Here is a 12,319-nt window from a genome sequence, read left to right on the forward strand (position 1 = left end):
ACCCCATTGGGAAAGGCCTGCCTCCATGACTGACTTCCGCAAAATCCTGATCGCCAACCGTGGCGAGATCGCAATTCGCATTATGCGTGCCGCCAACGAGATGGGCAAAACCACTGTTGCCGTCTTTGCCGAGGAGGACAAGCTGGGGCTGCACCGCTTTAAGGCAGACGAGGCCTACCGCATCGGCAAGGATTTAGGTCCTGTGGCAGCTTACCTGAGCATTGACGAGATGATCCGCGTGGCCAAAGCCTGTGGCGCAGATGCAATTCACCCCGGATATGGCCTGTTGTCAGAAAACCCTGAATTCGTAGATGCCTGCGCACAAAACGGCATTACCTTCATCGGTCCCAAAGCAGAAACAATGCGCGCCCTCGGCGACAAGGCATCGGCGCGCCGTGTTGCCATGGCCGCAGGCGTGCCGGTAATCCCCGCCACCGAAGTGCTGGGCGATGATATGGCTGCGATCAAGAAGGAAGCAGCCGAGGTCGGTTATCCCCTGATGCTCAAGGCGTCTTGGGGCGGCGGTGGGCGCGGCATGCGCCCGATTTATTCCGAAGCGGAGCTGGAGGAAAAGGTGCGAGAGGGCCGCCGCGAGGCTGAAGCCGCCTTTGGCAACGGTGAGGGCTACTTGGAGAAGATGATTATGAAGGCGCGCCACGTCGAGGTGCAAATTCTGGGCGACAGCCATGGCGATATCTATCACCTGTACGAGCGTGACTGCTCGGTCCAGCGCCGTAACCAGAAAGTGGTCGAGCGCGCGCCAGCGCCTTACCTGACCGAAGAACAGCGCGCCCACGTCTGCGAGCTGGGCCGCAAAATTTGCGCCCATGTAAATTACGAATGTGCGGGCACGGTCGAGTTTCTTATGGATATGGAGACCGATGAATTCTACTTCATCGAAGTCAATCCGCGTGTGCAGGTCGAGCATACAGTGACCGAGGAGGTTACAGGCATTGACATTGTACAGGCCCAGATCCTGATTGCCGAAGGCAAGACACTGGCCCAAGCCACCGGCAAGGCATCACAAGCAGACATCCAGTTACAAGGTCACGCGCTTCAGACCCGCATCACCACCGAGGATCCGCTCAACAATTTCATCCCCGATTATGGCCGCATCACCGCATTTCGCGAAGCCACGGGCATGGGCATCCGCCTTGACGGTGGTACCGCCTACAGTGGCGGGGTGATTACCCGCTATTATGACTCGTTGCTGGTCAAAGTCACAGCAAAAGCACAAACACCCGGACAGGCGATTGCCCGCATGGACCGCGCCCTGCGCGAGTTCCGGATCAGGGGGGTGAGTACAAACATCGCCTTTGTCGAAAACCTGCTCAAACACCCGATGTTTCTGGACAATACCTACCACACCAAATTCATCGACGAAAATCCGGATCTGTTCATCTTTGAGAAACGTCTGGATCGCGGCACCAAGGTGCTGACCTATATCGCCGATATCTCCGTGAACGGTCATCCCGAGACCAAGGACAAGCCGCTGCCCGTTCGTGCATCACGCGCGCCCCAGCCCCCCGTCGCCCGCGCCGAGCCTATGATGGGCACCCGCAATCTGTTGGAGCAAAAAGGACCACAAGCTGTGGCCGATTGGATGGGGCAGCAGCGCCAACTGCTGATCACTGATACCACAATGCGCGATGGCCACCAAAGTCTGCTGGCGACGCGTATGCGCAGCCATGACATGATCAAAGTGGCCCCTGCCTATGCCGCCAATCTGCCCACGCTCTTCTCGGTAGAGTGCTGGGGCGGCGCGACATTCGATGTGGCCTACCGGTTTTTGCAGGAATGCCCGTGGCAGCGCTTGCGCGACATACGCGAGCGTATGCCGAACATCATGACCCAAATGCTGCTGCGCGCCTCCAACGGCGTGGGCTATACCAACTACCCCGACAACGTGGTGCAGCATTTTGTAAAAACCGCCGCCAGCAGTGGCGTCGATGTCTTCCGCGTTTTTGACAGCCTCAACTGGGTCGAGAACATGCGCGTGGCCATGGACGCGGTTCAAGAGGCAGGCAAGGTCTGCGAAGGAACAATCTGCTACACAGGCGATATTTTCGATCCCGAGCGGGCCAAATACGACCTCAAGTATTACGTGGCTATGGGCAAGGATCTGAAGGCGGCTGGTGCGCATGTGCTGGGCCTTAAAGATATGGCAGGCCTGCTGAAACCTGCGCAGGCCCGCGTGCTGGTACGCGCACTCAAGGCAGAGGTTGGTCTGCCGATCCACTTCCACACCCATGACACAGCAGGCATCGCCACCGCCACCATCCTCGCCGCGTCAGAAGCGGGCGTGGATGCGGTAGATTGTGCTATGGATGCGTTTTCGGGCAACACGTCTCAGGCGACACTCGGATCAGTGGTCGAGGCACTGCGCCACACCGACCGCGATACCGGTCTGGACATTAATGCCGTGCGGGAAATTTCGGATTATTGGGAAGACGTCCGCCATCAATACCGCGCCTTCGAGACAGGGATGCAGGCCCCCTCATCGGAAGTGTACCTTCATGAAATGCCCGGCGGCCAGTTCACCAATCTAAAGGCTCAGGCCGCGAGCCTTGGCCTCGAAGACCGCTGGCCCGAGGTGGCGCGCACTTACCGCGATGTGAACCAGATGTTTGGGGATATTGTTAAAGTCACGCCTTCATCCAAGGTCGTGGGAGACATGGCCCTAATGATGGTCTCGCAGGGTCTAACCCGTTCGCAGGTTGAGGACCCTGCAAGCGACGTGTCCTTCCCCGAATCTGTAATCGACATGATGCGCGGAAATCTTGGCCAGCCCCCCGGTGGCTTCCCCTCCGCCATCGTTAAAAAGATACTCAAGGGCGAAGTGCCCAACACCGAGCGCCCCGGTGCACATCTGGCACCCGTCGATCTTGAGGCCGTGCGCGGCGAACTCTCCAAGCAGCTGGACGGAATGGTCATCGATGACGAGGATCTGGCAGGCTACCTTATGTATCCCAAGGTCTATACCGACTATATGGCACGCCATGCGCTTTATGGGCCTGTACGCACCCTGCCGACGCCTACTTTTTTTTACGGCATGGAAGCGGGACAGGAAATTGCCGCTGAAATCGACCCTGGCAAGACGTTGGAAATTCGCCTGCAAGCCATCGGAGACACCAATGAGGACGGCGAGGTAAAAGTCTTTTTCGAGCTTAACGGCCAGCCCCGCGTGATCCGCGTGCCAAACCGTCTTGTCAAAGCAACTACACAACAGCGCCCCAAAGCCGAGGTAGGAAACCCCAATCACATCGGAGCACCGATGCCCGGCGTTGTCGCCTCTGTTGGCGCTGTTGTCGGCGCTGCGGTAAAAGCGGGCGATCTGTTGTTGACGATCGAAGCGATGAAAATGGAAACCGGCCTACATGCCGAACGCGATGCGGTGGTAAAGGCCGTGCACGTCACCGCAGGCGGTCAGATCGACGCAAAAGACCTCTTGGTAGAACTGGAATAACGAAAATGCTAATTATTACGCCGATTTACGCAGGCCTACTGGCGCTGGTGTTCGCCGTGCTCAGCGCACTGGTTGTGCGACAGCGGGTCACGCTTTCTAAGGCCGCCGACAAAACCGACGAAGCCACCTTACAAACGGCGGTGCGTGTGCAAGCAAATTTCGCGGAATACGTGCCACTGGCCGTTATCTTGATGATTTGTGCAGAGCTGCTGGGCGCGCCGTCTGTTGCAGTTCATGTCATGGGCATTTCGCTGCTGGCCGGGCGTCTGTGCCACGCCATAGGAATGTCGGCCACCCCGCAAATTGGCGTTCTGCGCGCATCAGGTTTTTTGCTCACTTTCTTCATGCTTGTCCTGTCAGCACTGGCGGTTTTGGTCCACGCACTGCTCTGACAAAACTTTTTACACAACAGGGCAATTTACCTCTTGCGGCACAAGGCGCGTAGGGCTAAATCACCCCCACTAGCTGATGCGGGCGTAGCTCAGGGGTAGAGCATAACCTTGCCAAGGTTAGGGTCGGGCGTTCGAATCGCCTCGCCCGCTCCAGCTAGACCATCCATACCCCGGATGGACATTAAATAGGTCGCCCTCGGGCGGCCTTTTTTGTTTGTGGTGGTATGGTTTGGTAAAACCTCCCGCCAGCATCATTTCAAACACGCAGTTGAATGCGGCTCTCGGTCCTGTTTTTGAGAACACTCACGGGACAATCCAAGCGAATATCAAAAGCTTAAATAGGGCGTATAGCCGAACGACGTGAAGCAAACCCATCCTTGAGCCTGGGTGGAAGAACAACATCTCGGAAATGGTGCGAGCGGGCGGCGTAGACAAACGCCGCCCTCTTCGTGGACCTAAAGGCCTTCTTTTTTTATGCGCTGACAGCTTTCATAAAGCGGTCGCGGATCACAACGGGGTCCATTGTGATTACCGGCAGTTTGATGTTGCCACTGTCGCATTTCACAACGATTACAGTCATCTTTTTGCTATCAATCGCTTCTTGCAGCACTTTGCCGGTGTCTACATCACGGCAGACCAGCACGTTTTCGCAGCCGCAGGCAACCGCCACTTTTTCCAGCTTGGTCTTTTTACCTGCATAGGTCGGCTGGTCGCCGGTGGAGCCATACGAGCCGTTGTCGATGATCAGCAAGATATAGTTATCGGCCACGTTGTTGGCGATGGTCGGCAGCGTGCCGAGGTTGGTTAACACCGATCCGTCGCCGTCGATGGAAATAACGGTTTTGGGCTGTGATAGCGCAAGCCCAAGACCGATGGAGGATGACAACCCCATGGTTCCCAGCATGTAGAAATTAGTGGGCTGGTCGTCGATCATATGCAGCTCTTGGCTGGGCAGACCGATGTTGCAGATGACCAGATGGTCACGAAGAATAGGCGCGATATCGCGCAGGATTTCAGAGCGTATCATTGGTCGCCATAGCCTCCCCAGAAGTTGGCATCGGTCAAAATCGCGACCGGTTTATTGCACATGAAAGTATATTTCAGAATGGCATCGAATTCCTCGACGTCTGATTGCTTGTGAAAATGATAGGTCGGGATTTTCATCTCGGCCAGTAGTGCCTTGGTATGCACAGCCATCTCGACCTGACATGCCACCGGCTCGCGCAACTCCCCGCGATAGGAAATGATCATCGGTAGCGGCATGCGGTAATACTGGATCAGGGTGGCAAGCGTGTTGATCGTAACCCCGATTGCGGTGTTTTGCATGATGATCGCAGGCCGTTTGCCCCCCATAAACGCACCGGCACACAGGCCCATACCCTCGTCTTCCTTATTCGAGGGGATATGGAAAATTTTGTCACATGCCTCGATCTCTTCGATCACACCGGCCAGCTGCTTGCAGGGAACGGTGGTCACAAAGGAGACGTCATTAGCGACAAGATCATCGGTGATCTTTTTGTCGATATTCATATTTAAAGAGCCTTTCCAGAGAATTATTAAGAGAGAGACGTAGCACGTAATCCCCGAGCCATCTGTGTTAGGTCCATGGGGAAAGAATGATTTTGGGCTCTGCCACCTGCCCCTCCCGAAGCGCCGCAAAGGCCGCGGCACCTCCCGACAGGGGGCGATGCTGACACCAGCCCAAAGCGCCGAGGCGTCCGTCAAATATTGCTGCGGCGGTATCACGAAAATCTTGCGGTGTGTAGGTATACGTGCCGATGAAAGTCACCTCCTGCAAAGTCATACGCCGCACGTCAAGGCCGCCCGCATCCTCGCCCAACCCGACGTGCGCGATCACGCCGCCCGGCTCGACACTGGCCGACGCCGCCGCGCGCGTGGCGGCGAAACCGACCGCGTCGATCACCACCGGATATGAACCGTTCGCCTGTGCCAGCGTCTGCTCGCCTAGCGCCGTCAGATAGGTGCGGCGCATCTCGTTGGGCTCCACGATCGTCACATCGGCCACATCCATCGCCCGCAGCGCCAGTGCCGCAGCAAGGCCGATAGCACCGCCACCAATGACCAGTGCACGGCGTTCTGCAGTTGGGTGCGACGCCTCCAGCGCCAGTCGCACGGCGTGCCAGCTCACGGCCAAAGGCTCTGCCAGCGCGGCATGGGCCAGCGATACGTCATCGGGCACCGTGACAAGATTACTTTCCGGCATGGTGACATACTGCGCAAACGCGCCCTGCCTTGGCAACATTGAGATGATCTCGCGCTTGGGACACAGATTTTCGCGCTGTGCCGCACAGGCCGGACAACTGCCACAGGTCACGAGCGGGTTTACCGTCACACGCCGCCCGTCCATGGCGCCACCCACGATCACACCTGCCGCTTCGTGCCCCAAGATCAACGGCGCGGGACGGCGCGCATCATGGCCCAGATAAGCGTGCATGTCAGAGCCGCAAATGCCGACGGCCTCTACACGGATCAGATGCTCCCCCGCGCCTGCGACCGGATCGGGCATATCGACAAATTTCAGCGTCTCCACCCCCTCATAGACCAGCGCTTTCATTTTGCTGTAAACCCCCCATCAACCATCAGGATCTGCCCCGTCACATAGGCCGACGCATCAGAGCACAAAAACAACAAAGGCCCGTCCATATCTTCCATCCGGCCATTACGCCCTGCGCAGGTTTGCGCCGCATTGCGTGCCGCACGCGCGGGATCGTCGAACACTGCCGCCGTCAACTCGGTGGGGAAAAACCCCGGTCCAATTGCGTTGGCGGTGATCCCGTAGCCTGACCATGCTTCGGCCATGGCGCGGGTCATCTGGCCAATGCCTGCTTTGCTGGCACCATATGCGATGCCTGCCGGAAAGGCGCGTGTGGTCTGAAGAGATGCAAAATTCACGATCCGGCCCCACCCGCGCTCCCGCATCGCAGGGACAAGCGCCTGAGACAGAAAAAACGGCGCCGTCAGGTTAAGCGCCAGCGTCGCATCCCATGCCTCCGGTGTCACATCATCAGCCACTTGCCGTGTGTTTACACCTGCAGCATGGACAACAATATCGGGTGCACCGAAGGGGGCGGAGATCGCACTCACAAGCGCCGGCAATCTGGCGCGGTCTGCCACATCCCCTACCACAAATGCCGCCGCCGGTCCCGCAGCGCGCGCCATATCCGCCAGTGCCACCTCACGGCGCGCAACGCCGACTACAAGCGCCCCGGCCGCAGCCAAAGCGATAGCTGCACGGCGACCAAGGCCCGAGCTTGCCCCTGTAATGACCGCAACACGGCCTGCCAGATCAAACAGGGCAAGCGGATTGGGGGCAGAGGAATCAGCCATCTGCGGACAAATCAAAATTTTCGCCCGGGAAATACTTGGCCAGACGCACGTCCGCCGCACGGGCATGACCCTCCATCCCTTCCAGACGGCTGATACGCGCAGTGGCCTCGGCAACACGCTTGGAGGCTGCGCGGGTGGTGCGTTGCCACGTGACGATCTTCATATATTTATGCACGGACAGGCCACCCGTATATCCTGCGGCCCCCGAAGTGGGCAGGACGTGGTTGGTGCCCGATGCCTTGTCCCCGTATGAAACGGTAGTCTCTTCGCCCAAAAACAACGAGCCGTAACAGGTCAGCCGATCCAGCCACCAATCAGGATCTTCCGCCTGCACGGTGAGGTGTTCAGGCGCATAGTCGTCCGAGCAGGCTGCCATTTCTTCGCGGTCAGCACACAAAATCACCTCCGCGTAATCGCGCCATGCGGCAAAGGCGTTCTCGCGGTTGGTTTCGGGCAGATCAGCGATCAGATCGGGGACCAGTGCCATCACCTTTTCCGCCAATCCGCGGTCGTCCGTCACCAGCCACACAGGCGAGTTATAGCCGTGCTCGGCCTGCGAAACGAGATCGGTCGCGACGATATGTGCGTCCGCATGCGCATCAGCAAGGATCAAGCTGTCGGTCGGTCCAGCGATCATATCAATCCCCACACGACCAAACAAAATGCGCTTGGCCTCGGCTACAAACTGGTTGCCGGGACCTACGAGAATATTTGCCTTGGGCAGACCGAACAGGCCGAATGTCATCGCCGCGACCCCCTGCACACCGCCAAGCGCCAGAATTTTATCCGCCCCACAGATATGCGCAGCATATATGATTGCAGGCGCGACACCAATACCGGGCCGTGGCGGGGAGCAGGCGGCGATGTGACGGCAACCCGCCACCTTGGCAGTCGTCACCGTCATAATGGCCGAAGCGATGTGACTGTAGCGACCGCCGGGTACATAACATCCCGCAGCATCGACCGGAATCGCCTTTTGGCCGGCAATGAAACCCGGCTCTATCTCCATTTCCACATCCGTCAGCGTGCTTTTTTGAATTTCGGCAAAGCGTCTGACATTGTCATGAGCAAACCTGATATCAGCCTTCAGCTTTTCCGGCACCAGCGCGCAAGCCGCCTCGATCTCGTCAGGGGTCAAGACGACGTTCCCCTCGTATCGGTCGAACTTCTTTGCGTATACCAGCGCCGAAGCATCTCCGCCCTCTTCGATATCGGCAAGAATTTTCTTGACGGTCTCATGCGTTTCGGACGCGTCGGATTTGGCGGTCAGCGTCGCTTTTTTCAGATATTCACGTGTCATGTGTCGGGTCCTACTTATAAATCTCGGGCCGCAAGAAACCTGCGCAATAAACCAAAACAATCACATCGCCCCACCACATCAAGGTGTGCTCTTCCCGCGCAAACAGTCCTATTGCTGTTCGGGATATACCCGCATCCTATGCATTTGAACGGGTCAGATGCAAGCGCTTACATTCAGGTGTGCTCCAAATCGGTTAGTGTGCGGATTTTAAATTATTTTCCATTTTTGCATCCTGTGGTATCTGCTTGGAGAGGAGGCACCTCATGCGAAACACCCGCTCGATCCCCACGCTCGACGATGTCGCAAAAAAGGCAGGCGTCTCCACCGCGACGGTTTCGCGGTGCATCAACACCCCCGACCGTGTAGTCCAGTCAACGCGCACACGCGTGCTCAAGGCGGTTGAGGCGCTGGGCTATACCCCGAATTTCGGGGCGCGGGTGATGGCGGCAAAGCGGACATTTACGATCGGTGCGATTATCCCAACGATGGAAAATGCGATTTTCGCCCGTGGCTTGCAGGCCTTTCAAGAAGAGTTGCGCAATCGCGGCTATACTTTGCTGGTGTCGAGTTCCTCATATGATCCGCAGATCGAGGAGGAGCAAATCCGCGCTCTTGTGGCCCGTGGCGCCGACGGTCTGCTTTTGATCGGCTATGACCGCGACCCCGCGCTCTACCGCTATCTCGAGCGGCAGGCAGTGCCTGCGCTAGTCGCTTGGGCCTATGCACCGGACGTCGCACTGCCTGCGATCGGGTTTGACAACCGCGCCGCGATGGCCCTGCTGGCAGAGAAAGTCCTGACCTTTGGCCACCGCCGCATCGGGGTCATTTCGGGCGTAATCAAAGGCAATGACCGTGCCGCCAACCGTGTCATGGGCATCAAGGATGCGCTGGCTGCGCGTGGCATTTCACCTGACACCATGACAGTGATCGAGACACCCTATGGGTTCGAGAATGGCGAGATAGCGATGACTGAATTGATGCAATCGTCTACTCCGCCGACGGTTGTGATGTGCGGCAATGATGTGTTGGCCGCAGGCGCGCTACGCGGGGCCAGTTTGCTGGGCTTCGGCGTGCCGGACGATGTCAGTGTCACCGGTTTCGATGATATCGAGTTGGCCCGTGTCGTCACCCCCGCCCTCACGACTGTCCACGTACCCCACCGAGAAATGGGAACCAAGGCGGCAACCGCATTGATAGCATTGGTAGAAGGCGGGCAAAGTGTTGGCGCGCAAGAGCTGACGATAACGCTACAACTGCGCGACACGTTGGGCCCTCCCAAGAACATCTGAACCTCGCCCTGCGCGCATTTTGACCGGTACTTGAATTCGCTCGTTTTCTCGGATGCAGCGGCTGTAGGTCACGCAGATCCCTCCAGCGGCATCTGCAGGGCCAATGTGACACTCGAATAGTTCGCTGCTTAAGGTGCGTGACAATCCGCGTCGCATTGATAAGGCTCTTCCGCAGCAGGATCGCGAAGGAGAGACAGATGCATATTTTGGTCGCAGGCGCGGGGATCGTCGGCATATCGACTGCTATTTGGCTGCAACGTGCAGGCCACAACGTCACTGTGGTGGAGCGGATCGGCCCTGCATCGGGCACAAGTCATGGCAATGCCGGCGTGCTGGCAGCAGGGGCGGTTGTCCCTGTCACCACACCAGGTTTGCTGCGCAAAGCACCTGCGATGTTGCTCGACCGCGACGCACCTCTGTTTCTACGCTGGTCCTACCTACCGCGCCTCGTGCCATTTTTGCGCAAATACCTGTCTTATGCGACCGAAGCACATGTCGACCACTATGGCAGGGCAATGTCGTCTCTGCTCCACGACAGCGTCGAGCAACATCAGGCGCTGGCGGCGGATACACCCGCCGCCGCATATATCACCACCGAGGATTATTGTTTTGGCTATGCCACCCGCGCCGATTTCGACGCTGATGCCTATAGCTGGGGAAAGCGCGATGCGCAGGGTGTCCGCTATGACGTGGTAAGCGGTGCGGAATACGCGACCTATGATCCTGTATTCGGCACCGATACATTCGAGACTGTTGTGCGCTGCAAAAATCATGGCCGCATCAGCGACCCCGGCGCCTATGTGCGCGCGCTGGCCGACCATTTTGTGGCCGAGGGCGGCACACTGCTGATTGCCGACATCACCGACATTGAGATGACAGATGGGGCGGTCAACGCGCTGATGACGGCAAACGGCGCTCTGCGCGCAGATAAGATCGTCTTCGCCATGGGGCCATGGTCACGCAAGATTGCCCATAAATTAGGCGTAAAAGTCCCGTTTGAAAGCGAACGCGGATATCATATCGAAATGACAAACCCCTCAACGATGCCGCGTGCGCCAATGATGGTGGCGTCGGGCAAGTTCGTGCTAACACCGATGCGCGGGCGGCTGCGCGCGGCAGGCGTGATCGAATTTGGCGGCCTTGATGCCCCTGCATCCCGTGCCCCGCTGGAAATGCTGCACCGTCAGGTAAAAAAGCTCCTCCCCTCGTTGCAATACGAAGACGTGGTCGAATGGATGGGCCACCGCCCCGCCCCTGGCGATAGCCTACCATTAATTGGAGCAAATGATACCCGCGGTCTCAGCTATAGCGCCTTTGGCCATCAGCATGTTGGATTGACAGGCGGGCCAAAAACGGGTCGGGTGCTGGCAGAGCTGATATCGGCGCGCACACCAAACATGGACATGCGCGCTTTTGATCCCTCGAAATACAAGGCGTAAGGGCCACCAGAGCCTCAACCAACCGGGAGACGACAATGAGTATTCTTAGCAAACTGGCATGCACAGCAGCCACAACCGCCCTGCTCGCAGGAGCCGCCCTTGCCGACGGTCACGCACAAAAATGGGACATGCCGATGGCCTATTCGGCCACCAACTTCCACTCCGAACAAGGGGTGATTTTTGCGGATCGCGTCCGCGAGTACACGAATGGTGCGATCGACATTACTGTTCATGCCGGCGGCGCGCTGTTTGGCGGGGGTGATATCAAACGTGCGGTGCAAACCGGTCAGGTCAACATTGGCGAACGTCTGATGTCGAGCCATGCAAACGAAGATCCACTGCTGGGATGGGACAACCTGCCCTTCGTCGCCACCAGCTATGCCGACAACCAGAAACTTTGGGATGGCGCGAAAGAAATCGTAAACGCAAAGCTGGCGGATCAGAACCTCTATACCCTCTACACATGCGCATGGCCGGGTCAGGGTTTCTACTTCAACAAGGAGGTTAATTCCTCCGCTGACACCCAAGGGCTCAAGTTCCGCTCGTACAACACCGCAACTGCGACATTCGCTGAAGAACTGGGCATGATCCCAGTCCAGATCGAAGCGGCGGAGCTGTCACAGGCGCTCGCAACAGGGGTGGCGAACGCGTTCATCTCTTCAGGCTCAACCGGATATGACAACAAGGTCTGGGAAAATCTGAGCCACTATTACAAGGTCAACGCATGGCTGCCGCGCAACTATGTAATGGTGAACAAGCAGGCTTGGGACGCACTCGATGCCGATGTTCAGGCAGGTGTCACAAAGGCAGCAGAAGAAACCGCTGCTTCGTGTAATGCAAAGTCCGAAGAGCTGTCAGATTTCTACTTTGCCGAGCTGGAAAAAAACGGGATGACCGTGGTCGATGCCTCGCCGGAGTTTTTGGCAGAGCTGGAAGCCATTGGCGAGAAAATGACGGCCGAGTGGCTGGAGACAGCAGGGGCGGACGGTCAGGCAATCCTCGATGCCTATGACGCCTCGAACTAAGCGTCACTGACACAACCGCGCCCTTCCTTTGGCTGGGCGCGGTTTATTCCAAGGAAATGT

General features: G+C 57.8%; 10 protein-coding genes and 1 tRNA gene. 6 read left to right on the forward strand and 5 right to left on the reverse strand.

Annotated elements, in window-relative coordinates:
* The first annotated feature begins 25 nt into the window (after positions 1–25).
* The 3 genes from C8N30_RS01605 to C8N30_RS01615 all read left to right on the forward strand — a co-directional run bounded on the left by C8N30_RS01605 (position 26) and on the right by C8N30_RS01615 (position 4,011).
* Positions 26–3,466: a pyruvate carboxylase gene (locus C8N30_RS01605; protein ID WP_025062745.1), complete on the forward strand. Its 3,441-nt coding sequence runs from the start codon at positions 26–28 to the stop codon at positions 3,464–3,466.
* Positions 3,467–3,471: 5 nt separating this feature from the next.
* Positions 3,472–3,858, forward strand: coding sequence for an MAPEG family protein (locus tag C8N30_RS01610; RefSeq protein ID WP_025062746.1), 387 nt, complete (start codon positions 3,472–3,474; stop codon positions 3,856–3,858).
* Between the two features lie 78 nt (positions 3,859–3,936).
* Positions 3,937–4,011: transfer RNA gene (locus C8N30_RS01615), tRNA-Gly, on the forward strand.
* Between the two features lie 319 nt (positions 4,012–4,330).
* Here C8N30_RS01615 and comE read toward each other — a convergent pair.
* The 5 genes from comE to hisD form a co-directional block, all read right to left on the reverse strand.
* Entirely contained in the window at positions 4,331–4,885 is a 555-nt protein-coding gene (gene comE, locus C8N30_RS01620) for a sulfopyruvate decarboxylase subunit beta (RefSeq protein WP_025062747.1), read from the reverse strand.
* A complete protein-coding gene (locus C8N30_RS01625; RefSeq protein WP_025062748.1) occupies positions 4,882–5,388 on the reverse strand; it encodes a decarboxylase in 507 nt (168 codons plus the stop codon). The genes comE and C8N30_RS01625 overlap by 4 nt, the downstream gene beginning before the upstream one ends.
* Before the next feature lie 67 nt (positions 5,389–5,455).
* Positions 5,456–6,433, reverse strand: coding sequence for an alcohol dehydrogenase catalytic domain-containing protein (locus C8N30_RS01630; RefSeq protein WP_025062749.1), 978 nt, complete (start codon positions 6,431–6,433; stop codon positions 5,456–5,458).
* Positions 6,430–7,206 (reverse strand): SDR family NAD(P)-dependent oxidoreductase, encoded by a 777-nt coding sequence (locus C8N30_RS01635; protein ID WP_025062750.1) that lies wholly within the window; start codon positions 7,204–7,206, stop codon positions 6,430–6,432. Before C8N30_RS01635 ends, C8N30_RS01630 begins: the two co-directional genes overlap by 4 nt.
* The gene (gene hisD / locus C8N30_RS01640) at positions 7,199–8,506 is read right to left on the reverse strand and encodes a histidinol dehydrogenase (RefSeq protein ID WP_025062751.1); all 1,308 of its coding nucleotides are present in this window, start codon (positions 8,504–8,506) and stop codon (positions 7,199–7,201) included. Before hisD ends, C8N30_RS01635 begins: the two co-directional genes overlap by 8 nt.
* A gap of 263 nt (positions 8,507–8,769) precedes the next feature.
* On the opposite strand from hisD, the gene C8N30_RS01645 reads away from it, so the two are divergent.
* The 3 genes from C8N30_RS01645 (at position 8,770) to C8N30_RS01655 (ending at position 12,259) form a co-directional block, all read left to right on the forward strand.
* Positions 8,770–9,795 carry a LacI family DNA-binding transcriptional regulator gene (locus tag C8N30_RS01645; protein WP_025062752.1) on the forward strand — a complete coding sequence of 342 codons (1,026 nt, stop codon included), beginning with the start codon at positions 8,770–8,772 and terminating at the stop codon, positions 9,793–9,795.
* Between the two features lie 197 nt (positions 9,796–9,992).
* Positions 9,993–11,234 carry an NAD(P)/FAD-dependent oxidoreductase gene (locus C8N30_RS01650; protein WP_025062753.1) on the forward strand — a complete coding sequence of 414 codons (1,242 nt, stop codon included), beginning with the start codon at positions 9,993–9,995 and terminating at the stop codon, positions 11,232–11,234.
* Between the two features lie 35 nt (positions 11,235–11,269).
* On the forward strand, positions 11,270–12,259 hold the full coding sequence (locus tag C8N30_RS01655; RefSeq protein WP_025062754.1) for a TRAP transporter substrate-binding protein: 990 nt from the start codon (positions 11,270–11,272) through the stop codon (positions 12,257–12,259).
* The last annotated feature ends 60 nt before the right edge of the window (positions 12,260–12,319 follow it).

Source organism: Sulfitobacter guttiformis (assembly GCF_003610455.1).
In the GTDB taxonomy this organism is placed as follows: domain Bacteria; phylum Pseudomonadota; class Alphaproteobacteria; order Rhodobacterales; family Rhodobacteraceae; genus Sulfitobacter; species Sulfitobacter guttiformis.

What these genes read in the sequence shown, in the direction of transcription:
- C8N30_RS01635 (WP_025062750.1), bottom strand. Translation starts at nt 7,206, where the DNA reads ATGGCTGATTCCTCTGCCCCCAATCCGCTTGCCCTGTTTGATCTGGCA.
- comE (WP_025062747.1), bottom strand. Translation starts at nt 4,885, where the DNA reads ATGATACGCTCTGAAATCCTGCGCGATATCGCGCCTATTCTTCGTGAC.
- C8N30_RS01655 (WP_025062754.1), top strand. Translation starts at nt 11,270, where the DNA reads ATGAGTATTCTTAGCAAACTGGCATGCACAGCAGCCACAACCGCCCTG.
- C8N30_RS01650 (WP_025062753.1), top strand. Translation starts at nt 9,993, where the DNA reads ATGCATATTTTGGTCGCAGGCGCGGGGATCGTCGGCATATCGACTGCT.
- C8N30_RS01605 (WP_025062745.1), top strand. Translation starts at nt 26, where the DNA reads ATGACTGACTTCCGCAAAATCCTGATCGCCAACCGTGGCGAGATCGCA.
- C8N30_RS01630 (WP_025062749.1), bottom strand. Translation starts at nt 6,433, where the DNA reads ATGAAAGCGCTGGTCTATGAGGGGGTGGAGACGCTGAAATTTGTCGAT.
- C8N30_RS01625 (WP_025062748.1), bottom strand. Translation starts at nt 5,388, where the DNA reads ATGAATATCGACAAAAAGATCACCGATGATCTTGTCGCTAATGACGTC.
- C8N30_RS01645 (WP_025062752.1), top strand. Translation starts at nt 8,770, where the DNA reads ATGCGAAACACCCGCTCGATCCCCACGCTCGACGATGTCGCAAAAAAG.
- C8N30_RS01610 (WP_025062746.1), top strand. Translation starts at nt 3,472, where the DNA reads ATGCTAATTATTACGCCGATTTACGCAGGCCTACTGGCGCTGGTGTTC.
- hisD (WP_025062751.1), bottom strand. Translation starts at nt 8,506, where the DNA reads ATGACACGTGAATATCTGAAAAAAGCGACGCTGACCGCCAAATCCGAC.